At 39.9% G+C, this 15,901-nt stretch carries 12 protein-coding genes; 4 read left to right on the forward strand and 8 right to left on the reverse strand.

The genetic code is table 11. The features are described from left to right. Window positions 1-19 precede the first annotated feature (19 nt). The 8 genes from EQJ87_RS06915 to argS all read right to left on the reverse strand — a co-directional run bounded on the left by EQJ87_RS06915 (window position 20) and on the right by argS (window position 11,546). The gene (locus EQJ87_RS06915) at window positions 20-1,513 is read right to left on the reverse strand and encodes a basic amino acid/polyamine antiporter (RefSeq protein ID WP_130123933.1); all 1,494 of its coding nucleotides are present in this window, start codon (window positions 1,511-1,513) and stop codon (window positions 20-22) included. Window positions 1,514-1,703: 190 nt separating this feature from the next. Then, on the reverse strand, window positions 1,704-2,834 hold the full coding sequence (locus EQJ87_RS06920) for an aminotransferase (protein ID WP_130123934.1): 1,131 nt from the start codon (window positions 2,832-2,834) through the stop codon (window positions 1,704-1,706). Between the two features lie 234 nt (window positions 2,835-3,068). Beyond that, window positions 3,069-4,013, reverse strand: coding sequence for a carbamate kinase (arcC, locus tag EQJ87_RS06925; protein ID WP_130123935.1), 945 nt, complete (start codon window positions 4,011-4,013; stop codon window positions 3,069-3,071). A 221-nt stretch (window positions 4,014-4,234) separates the two neighbouring features. Then, window positions 4,235-5,179 (reverse strand): carbamate kinase, encoded by a 945-nt coding sequence (gene arcC, locus EQJ87_RS06930; RefSeq protein ID WP_130123936.1) that lies wholly within the window; start codon window positions 5,177-5,179, stop codon window positions 4,235-4,237. A gap of 91 nt (window positions 5,180-5,270) precedes the next feature. Then, window positions 5,271-6,851, reverse strand: coding sequence for a basic amino acid/polyamine antiporter (locus EQJ87_RS06935; protein WP_130123937.1), 1,581 nt, complete (start codon window positions 6,849-6,851; stop codon window positions 5,271-5,273). A gap of 228 nt (window positions 6,852-7,079) precedes the next feature. Beyond that, window positions 7,080-8,147, reverse strand: coding sequence for an ornithine carbamoyltransferase (argF, locus tag EQJ87_RS06940; protein WP_130123938.1), 1,068 nt, complete (start codon window positions 8,145-8,147; stop codon window positions 7,080-7,082). A 172-nt stretch (window positions 8,148-8,319) separates the two neighbouring features. Beyond that, complete coding sequence (gene arcA, locus EQJ87_RS06945) at window positions 8,320-9,552, reverse strand: arginine deiminase (protein ID WP_130124613.1); 1,233 nt, start codon at window positions 9,550-9,552, stop codon at window positions 8,320-8,322. 299 nt (window positions 9,553-9,851) lie between these two features. Further along, window positions 9,852-11,546: an arginine--tRNA ligase gene (gene argS, locus EQJ87_RS06950; RefSeq protein WP_130123939.1), complete on the reverse strand. Its 1,695-nt coding sequence runs from the start codon at window positions 11,544-11,546 to the stop codon at window positions 9,852-9,854. 67 nt (window positions 11,547-11,613) lie between these two features. Between argS and argR the strand changes: the two genes are divergently transcribed. From argR to leuB, 4 genes are all read left to right on the forward strand, one after another. Beyond that, window positions 11,614-12,072, forward strand: coding sequence for an arginine repressor (gene argR / locus EQJ87_RS06955; protein ID WP_130123940.1), 459 nt, complete (start codon window positions 11,614-11,616; stop codon window positions 12,070-12,072). Between the two features lie 434 nt (window positions 12,073-12,506). Next, entirely contained in the window at window positions 12,507-14,069 is a 1,563-nt protein-coding gene (locus EQJ87_RS06960; protein ID WP_130123941.1) for a 2-isopropylmalate synthase, read from the forward strand. A 2-nt stretch (window positions 14,070-14,071) separates the two neighbouring features. Further along, a complete protein-coding gene (locus EQJ87_RS06965) occupies window positions 14,072-14,857 on the forward strand; it encodes an HAD family hydrolase (protein WP_223804518.1) in 786 nt (261 codons plus the stop codon). Then, a complete protein-coding gene (gene leuB, locus EQJ87_RS06970) occupies window positions 14,854-15,882 on the forward strand; it encodes a 3-isopropylmalate dehydrogenase (RefSeq protein WP_130123942.1) in 1,029 nt (342 codons plus the stop codon). The genes EQJ87_RS06965 and leuB overlap by 4 nt, the downstream gene beginning before the upstream one ends. Window positions 15,883-15,901 lie beyond the last annotated feature (19 nt).

Below are 15,901 nucleotides of genomic sequence, written 5' to 3' on the forward strand. Positions count from 1 at the left end.
TTTAGCCTGATTTGTTAATTTAGAACCCTAGTAAACTACGAAGATCAAGGGCAGAACCTGCATTTCCACCATGTATCAATACAGCAAGCGCCAAAAGAGCTAGAAGCGTTATAAGCAACATCGCTCCTCCTTCTTTCTTGCTGACTTTTTGGCCATTTTCCTTTTTGGCCCGTGCAAATAAAACAAAACCAACCGTATATAAAATCATCGCCAACCAAACATATTGCCAACCTGAAAGGTAGAGTGCTAAAGCTTGAAAAGCAAATGTAAAGAAACCAATCAAGATATTCCCTATTGACTTTTGTTCAACGCCCAGTTTCCACAGGTAAGCTCCAACCAAAGCATAGCAAATCATGATAACAGCAGTCGCCATGTAAATGAAGACATTATAAGCATTCGCCACAAAATAAGTAATAATGATAAAGATTTGAATCATAATTTGAGTAATCATCAATGAATTACTTGGTGAATGATACTTATTAAGTTTTCCAAACCATTCTGGCAAGAGTTTTTGTTCTGCCAGTTGTTGAGTCGCCTCAACAGGAAGCATCGTCCAAGAAAGCCAAGCACCCAATAATGAAACAATCAAACCGACAGCCATCAGAGTTCCACCCCAGCCGCCGACCATATCATTCAAAATATAGACCAGACCTGGCGCTTTAACATTTGCCAATGTCGCTTGATCCATATAACCATATGGAAGCAAAGATAAAAGAATATAGATAACAAGTAGTACAGAAAGTCCAATGATTGTTGCTTTAGCTGTATCTGATTTTTTCTTAGCTCGATTTCCCATCATTGCAGCACCTTCGATACCGACAAAGACCCAAACCATAACCATCAAAGATCCTTTAATTTGATCAAGCAACCCACTTCCAGACATGGCGTGCCAAACAAAACCTTTGATTGAACCGTCCGCCGCAAAATTTGTCGTAAAAGTCTGCCAGAAATGCTCGCTGAAAACTCCTGCTTTAAATAAAACAAGTCCCGTAATAGCAAACACAACCAAAGGAATCAACTTGGCAACCATGACAATCGCATTAACAATTGCTGCCGTTTCAACACCACGGTCAACCAAAATCATCAAAATCCAAGAAATTACAGAGACAATAATTACAGAGAGAATCGTTAGCGAGCCATTTGATTCAGCAAATTTTCCGGGAAAGAAATAGTCCGCAGAGGTCATCATCAGAACTGCAAAGCCGATTGTTCCTGTCCACGCTGAAATCCAATAACCCCAGCCCGACAAGAATCCGACAAAGTCTCCAAAACCTTCTCGTGCATAGTCAGATACTCCAGATAATGTCGGCTTCAATCGAATCAAACGATTAAAACTCAAAACCAACATCAACATTCCAAAACCAATAAAGAGCCAAGAAACAACAACACCGCCGGGAGTTGCTCCACTTGCTAAGTCATTAGCGAGATTAAATACTCCCCCACCGATTGCTCCTGAAATAATAATCGCAACGAGTGCAAAAAGGCCTATTCCTTTTTCGTTCTTATTTTCCATTTTCCTACTTTCTATTTTTTAATTATAAATATAATTAAAAAGTTGTATAATTTCATCAATCAATATAAAATGACCTCTGAATATAGAGATCATTATATATTCTTTTTATTATAATTATACTTTCTACTTTTTCTATTATACATTTTTTATGCATTTTTTCCAAATAGAACCTGTGAAATTTTTGGTTTTTTTAAGCTTGATATACTCGCAAGAAATCCGACAAGGCCTGCAAACCTTGACGTAGCGTGCTTTCATCCGTACAATAACCAATCCGAGCATAACCCGGTAATGCAAAGCGATTTCCCGGAATAATCAAAACACCTTTTTCTTTCAAAAGTTGGATAGCAAAATCTTCTGTTTGCGCTGGATCCAATTGCTCAAATTTTACAAAGCTCACGGAAACATCATGAGGGAAGACCATAGAAACCAGCGGTTCATTTTCCACCCATTCCTTCAAAATCGCTAGATTCTTTTTGACAATTTTGCGAGCACGCGCAAGCACTTTATCTTTGTGTTTCAAGACCAAAGCCGCTACAGCATCATCAAAGACCCCTGTGCAAATTAAGGTATAATCCCGAATTTTTCTAAATTCATCGCAAAGTTCTCGATTTTGCGTTGCAACCCAACCCACTCGAATGCCTGGGACAGAGTAAGTTTTAGAAATGGAGTTGGTTGAAATTCCCTTTTCGTACATATCAGCAATTGGACGATAGTCTGTCGTTTCATCAAGTGGTAAGTAGACTTCATCACACAAGATATATGCATCAACACTCCGAGCAATTTCCACAACTTCAGCCAGAAATTTCGGACTCATAATCGCTCCTGTGGGCTGAGCTGCATTATTCAAACAGATGAGCTTTGTACTAGGCTTAACCAAGCGGCGCAACTCTGAAAGTTCCGGTAACCAATTGTTTTCTTCACGAATTTCCCAATAATCTACCTGTGCTCCTAAAGTTTTTGGCCAATCATAGAGTTGTTGGTAAGAAGGATATTGAGCAATAACATGATCACCCTGACCAATCAAACCCAAAATGGCCATAAAATTGGCACCAGTCGCCCCATTAGTAGATAGGATATTGTCTTCAGGGACTCTAGTGTAAAGCTTTGCAACTTCTGATTTGAAAGCGGGCGAGCCTTCAATCCAGCCATAGCTGAATTTTTCTTTCATCAGGTTTTCCATGAAAGCTTTGCCGCCGTCATCTTCAAATGCTAAAATCTCTTCTAAGGTTAGTGAATCAATCGTTGATTGAGCAATATCTATCTTCGCTGATTTTTCCCAGACATTAAGCCAATCTTCACATCCAAATTGTGTAAGTTCCATACTGTTGTATGCAAATTCTCCTGTTTTCGAAAAAGTTTGAGAATTTGTCTTCCTCTCTTTATTTTTATGCATTTATCTATTCGTCTGCTTTTTGAGACAACTTAAATAATCATGCATTTTTATCATAAGTTAATTGTACAATATTTATTGAGAAAATGTCAGATAGTTTGTATTTTATCAATTACTTTTTTCTCTAAGCAAAAAATGCCACATCAGAAATGCGGCATTTTTGATTTAAGGGATAATCTTTGTTCCTGAATCATTGTTCAAGAAGTCTTCCAGATTTTCCAAAGATGTGATTGTTGCAGGACGACCAGTACGGTTTACAAATTCCATTGCAGCTTGTACTTTCGGTAGCATTGAGCCTGCGGCAAATTGTTCTTCATCAATATAAGCTTGCATTTCTGCCATTGTCACTGTTTCAAGTTTCTTTTGGTCTGGTTTGTTGAAGTTGACAAAAACATTATCAACTGCAGTCAAAATCAACAGATTGTCAGCTTCCACAAGTTCGGCAACTTTAGCGGCTGAAAAATCTTTATCGATAACAGCTTCAACGCCTTCGTATCCTTCACTTGTTTCAACAACAGGAATACCACCACCGCCAGATACAGTAACTAAAACACTTGATGAAATCAATGGTTTAATCGCTGCTGCTTCAACGATACGGGTTGGTTTTGGACTTGGAACAACACGACGGTAGCCACGCCCAGAATCTTCAACAAATACCCAATCTGGATATTGAGCTTGCATTTCTGCAACACCCGCTTCATCGTAAAATGGACCAATTGGTTTTGTTGGTTTTTCAAAAGCTGGATCTTTAGAATCAACTACTGTCCGCGTTACAACTGAAATCACAGGAACACGTTCCATATCATTTTTGATTAAGGCACGCGTGAAGGCTTGTCCCATCCAAAAACCAATTTGACCTTGGGTCATCGCAACTGCCGTGTCAAGTGGCATTGCTGGATTTTTGGCACTGTCTGCTGCCAATTGTTGCAACAATAAATTGCCAACTTGTGGACCATTACCATGAGTGACAACCATTTCCACGTCATTATTTCTAATTAAAGGAATCAATTTTTCAGCTGTTGTCACCAAGGCTTGTTCTTGTGCTTTTGCTGTTGGGTCATCTGTCAAGATGGCATTCCCACCAAGCGCTACAACGATACGTCTTACCATTTATTTCTTTTCTCCTTCAAATATAAGAAACTGAAAACGTTAGAAAATCAGTCTTTTCTAACGCTAGATAAGGTACTGAAAGTCATCTCCTTATCTTAGTTTCTCATGTTTCAAATTTCGTTTTTGAGAGCTGGCAATTTAAGACAGAGGGGTATTCCTGCAGTTTTCAGGACCCTCTTCATCTTTTTGCTGTCGCCTCATCACTTATCCTTATGCTTATTTCAGGGAACAATTTTTGTTCCGCTACCAAATTTTACAAAGTTTTCAACATTGTCAAGGCTTGTGATTGTCGCAATTTTTCCTGTGCGTTCAACAAAGCTTACCGCTGCTTCAACTTTTGGTCCCATTGAACCTTTGGCAAAGCGTTGCTCATCAATATAAGTACGCATTTGAGCGACACTGACTGTATCCAGATGAACTTGGTCTGGTTTTCCATAATTTAGGAAAACATCTCCACCATTAGTCAAAATCAAAAGTTCATCTGCTTCAACCATTTCGGCAAGTTTTGCTGCAGAGAAGTCTTTATCAATAACTGCTTCAACTCCTTTGTAGCCATTTCCGTCTTTTACGACAGGAATTCCACCGCCACCAGAGGCAATGAGTAAGCTTCCTGATGCCAAGATTGGTGCAAAAGCTTTAGCTTCAATGATCTCCAAAGGTTTTGGACTTGGCACAACACGACGGTAGCCACGACCTGCATCTTCCATGAGTTCCCACTCAGGAAACTGAGCTTGGATTTCTGGCAATTGTTCTTCTGTATAGAAAGGACCGATTGGTTTAGTTGCGTCTTTGAAGGCTGGATCGTTTTCGTCAACCAGTGTTTGAGTGACTGCTGAAATGACTGGATAAGCTGATAAACCATGATTTGCCATTGCTCTTGTGAATGCTTGAGCTGTCCAGAAACCGATTTCTCCTTGGGTCATCGCTCCTACACTGTCAAGGGGCATTGCTGGATTTTTTTCACTATCCGCAGCTAATTGTTGTAAAAGAAGATTACCAACTTGTGGCCCGTTGCCATGAGTTACGACCATTTCTGTGTCGTTACCCTCAATCAATGGCATCAATTGTTCTGCAGTTACTTCGAGTGCTTTTTTCTGCGCTTGTGCTGATGGATCTGTTGTTAAAATAGCATTTCCACCAAGCGCTACGACAATACGTCTTACCATAATTAAGCTATGAGTTTCACTTCTTTTTGAAGTTCCAAGAGTTAATTTCTCTTAGTATGTCCTCAAATGTGAACTCTATCCTTTCTTCTTGCTAGTTTTTTACTTCTTTTTTACTGATGTCACCACGAACAACAAAGTAAACAATGAAAGTAACAATAATCAGTGGAACTACCGCTACAAGAAGGGTATTTCCGTCAATTCCAAGAGCATCTTGAAGGCCTAACCAGTTGCCATATACGCCAAAGATAGCCAAGACTCCCAAAACAGTCAGAATAACTGCTGAAATCATTTCCCCACCGCTCATTTTGCTGCCGTATTCTTTTTTGCCTAAAGCATAAAGGATGAAGCCGACTGCATAGAGAATGAGTGAGAGCCATACGAATTGCCATCCTGAGTAGTAAAGGGCAACGATTTGGAAGGCTGCTGCGATGAACCCGATGATAATGTTGCTTGTTTTCTTTTCTTGGATTCCTAATTTAAAGAGGTAGAGTCCAACTAAAGCGTAACAAATCATGATTACTGCTGTACAAAGGTAAACAAAGACATTGTAAGCATCTGCAACAAAATAAGTAACAATCAAGAAGATTTGGACGATCAATTGAGTCAAGAGCAATGAATTGCTTGGTGCACCATTTTTATTGAGTTTACCAAACCAGCTTGGAAGTAATTTTTGATCAGATAATTGTTGGGTTGCTTCAACTGGAAGCATTGTCCATGAGAGCCAAGCACCCAAGAGGGAGATAACGAGACCGATTGCCATGAGTGAGCCACCCCAGCCACCAACCATCGCGTTCAAGATGTGAACCAAACCAGGTTGTCCTGTGTTAGCCAATTCTTGTTGGCTCATAAAGCCGTAAGGTAGAAGTGAGAGCAAGATGTAAATCACCAAAAGAGCAATCAAACCTAAGATTGAGGCTTTCCCTGCATCAGATTTGCGTTTGGCACGGTCACCCATCATTGCGGCTCCTTCGATACCAACAAAGACCCAAATCATGACCATAAGTGATCCTTGGACTTGGCTAAAGAGGTCTCCACCCGTCATATTTGACCAAGTGAGGCTCTTGATGACGCCATCTGCGTTTGTGTTAGCAACAAAATTTTGCCAGAAATGAGCACTGAATACGCCAGCTTTGAAAGTAACAATCCCTGCAATCACAAAGACGAACAAAGGAATTAATTTTGCGACAAGAACGACAGCATTGATAACTGCTGCTCCTTCAACGCCACGCATAACAAGTAGGGTCAGTCCCCATGAAACGAGTGATACGACAATGACTGATAGGAAAGTCAGTGAGCCATTTTTAGCTTGAAAGACGCCAGGGAAGAAATAGTCTACTGAAGTCATCATCAAAACGGCAAAGGCAATGTTCCCCGCCCAAGCAGACAACCAATAGCCCCAGCCTGAGATGAAACCGACCATATTTCCAAATCCAGCGCGTGCATAATCAGACACCCCAGAAAGTTCAGGTTTATTAACCACCAAATGATTGAGGGATAAAACCAACATTAAAATACCAAAACCAATAACGATCCAAGAAACGATAACGCCACCTGGTGTTGCTCCTGTAGCTAAATCGTTTGAAAGGTTGAATACCCCACCACCAATTGCACCAGAAACAATGATTGCGACTAGGGCTGCTAGTCCAATTCCATTTTTATTTTCTGTTTCCATATTATTCCTCTCATTGATTTCAATCGTTAAAACAGTCTAATTTTGCTTAGACTGCTTTGAACGACGTAAATCAAAGTTTGTCAGCACTTTTGACAATTCCGTCAGCATTTTCTCTGCTTCCATTCAATTTCGTCAGTAATTTTTCTGCGTCAATTGAATCCGTCAGTAATTTCTCTGTGCTGTTGGCTTGTTCAAGCGGCTGACAAATTCTTTCTTCCTCTTTTTTTATTATTTGAAATCTTCTGGGACTGCTGGGATAAAGAGATTACCCAAAGTGGCAGCCATAATCGCTTTGATTGAGTGCATACGGTTTTCTGCTTCTTCAAATTGAACCGCGTATTTAGAACGGAAAACTTCGTCAGTGACTTCCATTTCTGTCAGGCCGTATTTTTCTTTGATTTCTTTACCGTATTCAGTTTCTGTGTCGTGGAAGGCAGGCAAGCAGTGCATGAAGATGAGTTTGCCATCTTCGTCAGCATTACCAGTCATTTTCATCATGTCCATTGTAATACGGTAAGGTGTGAGCAATTCTACACGTTCTTCCCAGTTAGATTCACCCATTGATACCCAAACGTCTGAATAAATCACGTTTGCGCCTTTAACACCTTCTTCGATGTTTGAAGTTGCAAGTGGTTTAGCGCCTGATTTTTCAGCAAATTTGTTGGCGATATCCATTACTTCTTGAGTTGGGTGAAGTGAGTCTGGCGCTACGATATGCACGTTAACACCAAGCATAGAACCAGTTACGATGAGTGAGTTCGCCATGTTGTTACGGCCATCACCAACGTAAACAAGTGTCAAGCCTTTAAGGTGGCCGAAGTTTTCTTTAACTGTCATGAAGTCGGCGATCATTTGTGTTGGGTGCCAATCATCAGTCAAACCATTCCATACAGGAACGCCAGAGTATTTCGCCAAATCTTCAACTTCTTCTTGTGAGAAACCACGACGTTCAATCGCATCAAACATTGAGCCAAGTACGCGAGCAGTATCTTCAGTAGATTCTTTAATTCCAAGTTGGATGTCGTTTGCACCGAGGTATTCTGGGTGAGCACCAAGGTCAATTGCAGCAGTTGTGAACGCTGCACGAGTACGAGTTGAAGTTTTTGCAAAAAGCAAAGCGATGTTTTTTCCTTCAAGATAACGATGTGGAATATTTTGTTGTTTCAAAGCTTTCAAGTGAAGGCTAAAGTCAACAAGGTAGTTGATTTCAGCTGGTGTGAAATCTTTTTCAGCCAAGAAGCTACGACCTTGGAATACTGAATTTACGTTTGCTTTTGTGATGTATGGTGATGTCATAATAATTTCTTCCTTTGTTCTATTTTTTCTAAATTAGCTTGTCGCTGAACTTTTCGTCAGCATTTTCTCTATATTATTGACGCTTTCGTCAGCAATTTTTCTCTGCCAATAAATGCGTCAGTAATTTCTCTCATTTTTATCATCATTTTCTTAGAAATATGATGATTTGCTATTAGATATCTTCACGCCACAATGGTTGAGACATACAACGTGCCCCACCACGTCCACGACCAAGTTCGCTTGAAAGAATTTCATGAACTTTGATACCGTGTTCTTTCAAAAGTTCGATAGTCACGTAGTTACGGTCGTAAGTCACGATTTCACCTGGTGCAATCGCAAGTGTGTTTGAACCGTCATTCCATTGTTCACGTGGTGCTGCGATTGGATCGCCACTACCACATTCAATCAAGTCAAGTTCTGAAAGGTTGAGGACTTTCTTAAGTGCCAATTTAAGATCGTTCATTCGTTCGATTTCAACTTCACCATCTTTACCAGGACGAAGAATGAAGACATTGATGTTACCTGCACCATCCATAATTCCTGGGAATACTGTGAATTGGTCGTGGTTAATCATTGTAAATACTGTATCCAAGTGCATCATCGCATGGTTGTGTGGAATTTCAACAGCCAATACTGTGTCGAATGTTGACAATGGATTAGCGAACAATTCTTTTGCCAAGTTTTGAATTGTTTTAGATGAAGTCCGTTCAGAAACACCGATTGCAACAGTTGTTTTGTTCAAAATCAACTCATCTCCACCCTCAACACGTGTTGTGTGATTGCGGTCACGCCAGATTGGTGTGTCTTTGAAACGTGGGTGGTTAGCCATGATGTACTCTGTAATCAAGCTTTCAGGTTGACGCGCTGGGAAAGTCATTTTGTTGATTGTCATTCCGACACCCATTGAAGCTTGTGGGTCACGTGTGAAGTATGCATTTGGCAATGGGTTGAGGTAGAAATGATTTTCAGCGTCAGAACCAGCCATGTCGCTAAGTGCTGTACGTGGAATATCCAATTCATTTTTACGAACACCTGCATAAATTTTGTCGACCATATCTTTTGTTTCCATTGAAGTCAAGTATTCAGTCAAACCATCGTAAGTACGGCCTGGACGGTAACCCGCTTCATGCAACAAGCGATCCAAAAATTCACCTTTAACAGCAGATGAAGCATCAAACACTTCAGTAGCAAGATTTTCAATATAAACTGTTTCTGCTCCATTGTCACGCAATGTTTGAGCGAAGAAATCATGCTCTTTTTGAGCAATTTTGAGATAAGGAATATCATCAAATAAAAGTTGATGCATTGTATCTGGGGTAATATTTTCTACTTCAGCACCTGGACGATGAAGGAGAACTGATTTTAATTTCCCGATTTCTGAGTTGACATTTATTCCGTTGTTCATTTGTTGTGTATCCTTTCCCGTTCCAATCTTAGTATTGTTGGAATCGTTTACAAGGAAATTATACAACTCCGCTTCTTTTTTGTCAAGCGCTAACATTAGCATTTTAGAGCGTTTTTCGTAGTTTTTTATGTTTTTTTATTTTCTGACAATTTTACATTTTATGCATAATCCCGCCACTACGCGTTTTCTCACTATTTTCTTAGAAAACTTTTTCGTGAAATGTTTCGCAAATGAAATATAAAAAAAATATCCTACCAACTAAAAAATCATTTTAGTCAGCAGGATATTTAAAAAGTATTTTACATATTTTCAGGAGCAGCAACACCGAGCAAACGCAAAGCTTCTTTCAAAACAATTGCTGTTGCACTGATGAGCGCCAAACGTGAATCTAATTCAGCGTTATCTTCCAAGATACGGACGTGAGCGTAGTATTTATTAAAGGCTTGAGCCAATGAAATTGCATATTTAGCAATGACTGAAGGTTCATAATTATCCGCCGCACGTTTGACAATATTTGGAAATTCTTTCAAGAATTTCACGATTTCCCAAGCTTCAGCGTCAGAAACAGTGATTGAAAGATTTTCAAGATCAACTGGGCGGTTTGCTTTACGCAAGATAGACTGAATCCGAGCGTGAGCGTATTGAACATAAGGCCCCGTTTCACCCTCAAATGATACCATCTCGTCCAAATCAAAGTCATAACCATTGTTACGATCAGTCTTCAAATCGTAGAATTTCACGGCACCAACCCCAACTTGTTGTGCAACTTCTTCTTTGTTTGCCAAGTTTGGATTTTTTTCTTCGATTTGTTTTTCAGCACGTTCAACAGCTTCATCAAGTGCCATTTCAAGTTTAACGACGTGACCTTTACGCGTAGAGAATTTCTTCCCACCTTGTGTAACCATCCCAAACTGAATGTGCGTCATATCGTCAGACCAATCGTAGCCTTCTTCTTTCAACACAGCTTTGAGCTGTTTGAAGTGGTTGGCTTGCTCACCACCAACAACATACAGTGATTTCACAAAGTTGAAAGTATTTTTACGGTAAACAGCCGTTGCCAAATCGCGCGTGATGTAAAGCGTTGCACCATCTGTTTTCTTAATCAAAGCAGGATTAAGGTTGTATTTTTCAAGGTCAACAATCAAAGCCCCTTTTGATTCATGTAAGAGATTTTTGCTTTCCAAATCGTCAACAATAGCATCCATTTTATCACTGTAGAAGCTTTCGCCCATGTAGTGATCAAAGGACACACCCAATTTATCATAAATTCGGTTAAATTCAATCAGTGAAACGTCAGAGAACCATTTCCAAATACGGAGCGCTTCTTCGTCACCTTGTTCCATTTTGAGGAACCATTCACGTCCTTCTTCGTCAACGGCTGGGTCTTCTTTAGCTTCAGCGTTGATTTGTACGTAGAGTTTCAAAAGTTCGTCGATTGGATTAGCAGTGATTGTTGCTTCATCGCCATATTTTTTATAGGCTGTAATCAAAAGACCAAATTGTTTACCCCAGTCACCCAAGTGATTGATTTTGATCGGTTGATAGCCCAATTTTTCATAAATTTTGGCAATAGAATCCCCGATAACTGTCGAGCGCAAATGGCCGATTGAGAAAGGTTTAGCAATATTTGGTGCGGACATATCCACTGGGACATTGCCCCCTTGACCAATATTTTCAGCACCATACTGTGCGCCCTCTGTCAAAACATTTTTGATGACGGCTGAAGCTGTGGCATTTTTGTCCAAGAAAAAGTTTACATAAGGCCCAACGGCAATAACTTTTTCAAATCCTGTTGTGTCAATTTTTTCAGCAATTTCAGCGGCAATCGCTTGTGGTGCTTTACGAAGCGTTTTTGCCAGTTGAAAAGCTGGGAATGCTAGGTCACCCAAATCTGATGATTTTGGTTTTTCGATCATAGCTGTGATTTGTTCTGCTCCAAGGTTACCGTCGAGTGCAGCAGACAGTGCTTGGCTTACTAATTGTTTTTCATCCATTCACTAATTATACAGAAAAAAACCTAATTTTGTCAATATATTTTACATTGTATGGTATAATTATGCTATGAAGAGAGACGACCGTTTAGAAATTATTAAGGAAATTGTCACAAACAACAAGATTTCCACACAAGAAGAATTGCAAGAGTTGCTTTTAGAACGTGGTGTGACAGTGACTCAGGCGACTTTGTCCCGTGATATCAGAAAATTAAATATCATTAAAAAAAGAGATAAGGGCGAAAGTTTTTACTCGTTTTTAACGTCTGGAAATGAAAAAATCAATTCTGATTTACATTTATATTTTTATAATTTCGTTCTTTCTGCCTCTTGCGTCGGTGCTTTGGTGGTGATTCGGACAAAACTTGGCGAGGCTGATTTGTTAGCAAATGCCCTAGATGATGAGCGAGACAATCGCACAGATATTTTGGGAACAATTGCCGGAGCAGATACTTTACTTGTTATTTGTGCTTCTGAAAAAGACGCTACCGTCTTAACCGGAGAGATTAAATATATTTTAATGGGTTAATTCCCATTTTTCTTATTTTATTTTTATAAGATTAAGCTTTATTTAAGCGATTACATTTATAATGTGTTTACTCCCTAAATAATTTCTTCATAAACCCCTTTATTCAAGTCACACTCCTGTGGCTTGAATTTTTTTGTTTTCTAATCCTTTTCTCAATCGTATTTATCATAAAAAATAAATTTTCAGAAAATTCATCTTTCTGCTTGACAAATGAGAAAATAAAGAATATACTACAAATTATTCAAAAGAAAGTTGGAACTTCAGATGGCATATTCACTGAACACATTGTTGTTGCAAAAGAGGGCTCGCGCTAGTTAGATTGATTAAATCTACTAAACGTGTGAGTCCTCTTTGGCGTGAGTCATTTGAAGGGCAATCAAAATGTCCTTCAAATATTGAAGGACATTTTTTTATTAAAGATTTGGAGCATAATTATGACAAGAAAAATTGAATTTTTTGACACCACTCTGCGTGATGGCGAGCAAACACCGGGCGTGAGCTTTTCTATTGATGAAAAAGTTGCGATAGCTAAGCAACTTGAAAAATGGGGAATTACAGTCATCGAAGCTGGCTTTCCAGCAGCCAGTCCCGATTCATTTGAAGCAGTCCAACAAATTGCTAGAAGCTTGAAAACAACGAGTGTAACTGGTCTTGCACGTTGTGTCATTTCAGATATTGACAAGGCCTATGAAGCTGTCAAAGATGCCGTACATCCACAAATTCACGTGTTTATTGCAACAAGCCCGATTCATTTGCAATATAAGCTAAAAATGACCGAAGAACAAGTTTTAGCAAGCATTAAAGAATGTGTCAGTTATGCTCGTTCAAAAATTGATGTCATCGAATTTTCCCCTGAGGATGCCACGCGCAGCGATCGTGAGTTTCTACTCAAAGCTGTCCAAACTGCAGTAGATGCTGGTGCAACTTACATCAATATTCCTGATACCGTTGGCTATACAACTCCTGCTGAATTTACCGAAATTTTCACTTATTTAATCAATAACATTCATTCTGAACGCGAGATTATTTTCAGTCCTCATTGCCACGATGATCTGGGGATGGCTGTGGCCAATTCGCTTGCTGCCATCAAAGCAGGTGCTGGTCGTGTAGAAGGAACGGTCAACGGGATTGGCGAACGTGCTGGAAATGCTGCTTTAGAAGAAATCGCCGTTGCTTTGCATATCAGAAATGATTTTTATGAAGCTCAAAGTCCCCTAAATCTTGCTGAGACAGTCAATACAGCGGCACTTGTCTCTCAATATTCAGGTATTGCCATTCCTAAAAACAAAGCTGTTGTCGGTGCAAATGCTTTTGCTCACGAATCTGGTATTCACCAAGATGGTGTTCTCAAAAATGCCTTGACTTACGAAATTATCACGCCTGAACTTGTTGGCTTGACGCATAATGCCCTCCCACTTGGCAAGCTATCTGGACGTCATGCTTTTACCGAAAAACTCAATGCTCTCGGAATCAGCTACAAAACTTCTGATATTGACACTTTATTTGCAAAATTCAAACGACTGGCTGATAAAAAGAGAGAAATTACTGACGCCGACATTCGTGCTTTGGTCAGTGGAGTCATCATCAAAAATCCTACAGGTTTTGAATTTGACCATGTTCGCTTTGACAATAATACTGACGAAAATTCGCACAAAGCGATTGTCAGCTTGAAAAATCAAGAAGATGAAATTCTCTCTCAAACTGCTACTGGTTCTGGTTCAATCGATGCTATTTTCAAAGCCATTGACCACTTCTTCCAACACGACATCAAGCTCGATTCTTACAATGTTGATGCTGTCACCAATGGCATTGATGCTCAAGCTCAAGTCCACGTCACCGTCACTAATCCCACTAGCCAAACGTGTTTCAATGCCACAGGAAGTGATTACGACGTCCTTGCCGCCTCTGCAAAAGCTTACTTCAATGCCAATATTTTGGTTCAAAAGGAAAACAAGCAAGGCAGTCAAAAAGTCATTTCAGCACACGCTGGAATTTGAATATGGACTACTCTAAAATAAAAATACCTAGAAAAATTGTTACCGATCTTGATGGGACTCTATTGAGAACCAATAAAACAATTTCACAACGAACGGCAAATACTTTGTTATGTTGCAAAAATCTAGGCTATCAAATCATCGTTGCAACTGCCCGTCCACCGCGTGATATCTATAAACTTCTACCTGAATGTCTGAAAGATAATCCTATTATTTGCTACAATGGAGCACTCGTTTTACATGACAGAAAAGTACTTTATCAGCATGGTCTACCCCAAAAAACCGTCTTAGAAATTGAAAAAGTCGCTAAAATAAATGGATATAATAAGATTTGTCTTGAAATTGATAATCAGCTTTTTGCCAACTTTGATGCTTGGGAAGACTATGGTTGGGTTTGTAAGTTAGTGGATTTTCAAAATTTAAGCTTTGACGAGGCTTTGAAAGTAATCGTTTGTAGTGAAACACCTATTTCAGAATATTTTCTCAACAAATTACCTCAAGAAAGCTCTGGTGTTTTGACAGATAAAGCTCGATTGTGCCAAATTATGCAAACGAACGTTTCCAAAGCCAATAGTTTAAATAAAATCATCGGAAATAGAGAATTTATTGCTTTTGGAGATGACAATAATGACTTAGAGATGCTGACTGCTACCTCGTTTGGTGTAGCTATGGAAAATGCCACAGAATCCCTTAAAAAAGTGGCAACTGCAATCACAGCAACAAACGACGAAGACGGTGTCGCCTTATTCTTAGAAGAGAACATCTTAAAAAATGGAGAAATACAACAATGAACAAAATCGTAACCCTTGCTGGTGACGGAATCGGCCCAGAAATCATGGCCGCTGGTCTTTCTGTCCTCAAAGCAGCCAGCAAAAATACAACTTTCACTTATGAAATCGATCCTCGAGATTTTGGCGGAATCGCCATTGACCACTTTGGCAATCCTTTGCCCGAAGAAACTTTGAACGCCGCCAAACAAGCGGATGCTATTTTACTAGCAGCAATTGGTCATCCCAAATACAACAATGCTCCCGTACGTCCTGAACAAGGTCTTTTAGCCCTACGTAAAGCTCTTGGACTTTATGCAAATGTTCGCCCACTGAAAATCCACAAAAAACTTCAGAACCTCTCGCCAATCCGCAATGTTGAAAATGTTGATTTTGTGGTGATTCGTGAGTTGACTGGTGGGATTTATTTTGGTAAACACGAGTTAAATGCTGACAATGCGATTGACATCAATGAATACAGCGCTGACGAAATTCGTCGAATTATCCGTTTTGCCTTTGAAACCGCTCGTGGACGTGACAAGCGTGTGACCTCCGTGGACAAACAAAACGTGCTGGCCACTTCTAAACTCTGGCACAAAATTGCTGATGAAATTGCCCAAGAATACCCTGACGTTCAACTCGAACATCAATTGGTGGACTCTTGCGCGATGCTTTTGATTACTCATCCGCAAAAATTTGACGTGATTGTCACTGAAAATCTCTTTGGTGACATTTTAACTGACGAAGCTTCTAGCCTTGCTGGAACTCTTGGCGTGATGCCCTCTAGCTCCCACGGCGATCAAGGAGTCAGCTTATATGAGCCAATCCATGGATCAGCACCCGATATTGAAGGCAAGGGTATTGCCAATCCTGTGAGCATGGTGCTCTCTATCGCCATGATGCTCCGCGAAAGCTTTCATGAAATTGCTCTGGCTGAGCGGATTGAAAACGCCGTAGAACAAGCTTTTTCCAAAGATATCTTCACTCAGGATCTTGGTGGAAAAGCAACGACAGCCGAAATGACTGCCGCAATTATTGATCATCTATAACATTTTTGAAGTTACTGCT

Origin of the sequence: Lactococcus sp. S-13, from assembly GCF_004210295.1 — a bacterium.
Lineage (GTDB): Bacteria > Bacillota > Bacilli > Lactobacillales > Streptococcaceae > Lactococcus.

Coding starts and splice junctions, on each gene's coding strand:
- EQJ87_RS06915 (WP_130123933.1), bottom strand. CDS start 1,513: ATGGAAAATAAGAACGAAAAAGGAATAGGCCTTTTTGCACTCGTTGCG.
- EQJ87_RS06920 (WP_130123934.1), bottom strand. CDS start 2,834: ATGGAACTTACACAATTTGGATGTGAAGATTGGCTTAATGTCTGGGAA.
- arcC (WP_130123935.1), bottom strand. CDS start 4,013: ATGGTAAGACGTATCGTTGTAGCGCTTGGTGGGAATGCCATCTTGACA.
- arcC (WP_130123936.1), bottom strand. CDS start 5,179: ATGGTAAGACGTATTGTCGTAGCGCTTGGTGGAAATGCTATTTTAACA.
- EQJ87_RS06935 (WP_130123937.1), bottom strand. CDS start 6,851: ATGGAAACAGAAAATAAAAATGGAATTGGACTAGCAGCCCTAGTCGCA.
- argF (WP_130123938.1), bottom strand. CDS start 8,147: ATGACATCACCATACATCACAAAAGCAAACGTAAATTCAGTATTCCAA.
- arcA (WP_130124613.1), bottom strand. CDS start 9,552: ATGAACAACGGAATAAATGTCAACTCAGAAATCGGGAAATTAAAATCA.
- argS (WP_130123939.1), bottom strand. CDS start 11,546: ATGGATGAAAAACAATTAGTAAGCCAAGCACTGTCTGCTGCACTCGAC.
- argR (WP_130123940.1), top strand. CDS start 11,614: ATGAAGAGAGACGACCGTTTAGAAATTATTAAGGAAATTGTCACAAAC.
- EQJ87_RS06960 (WP_130123941.1), top strand. CDS start 12,507: ATGACAAGAAAAATTGAATTTTTTGACACCACTCTGCGTGATGGCGAG.
- EQJ87_RS06965 (WP_223804518.1), top strand. CDS start 14,072: ATGGACTACTCTAAAATAAAAATACCTAGAAAAATTGTTACCGATCTT.
- leuB (WP_130123942.1), top strand. CDS start 14,854: ATGAACAAAATCGTAACCCTTGCTGGTGACGGAATCGGCCCAGAAATC.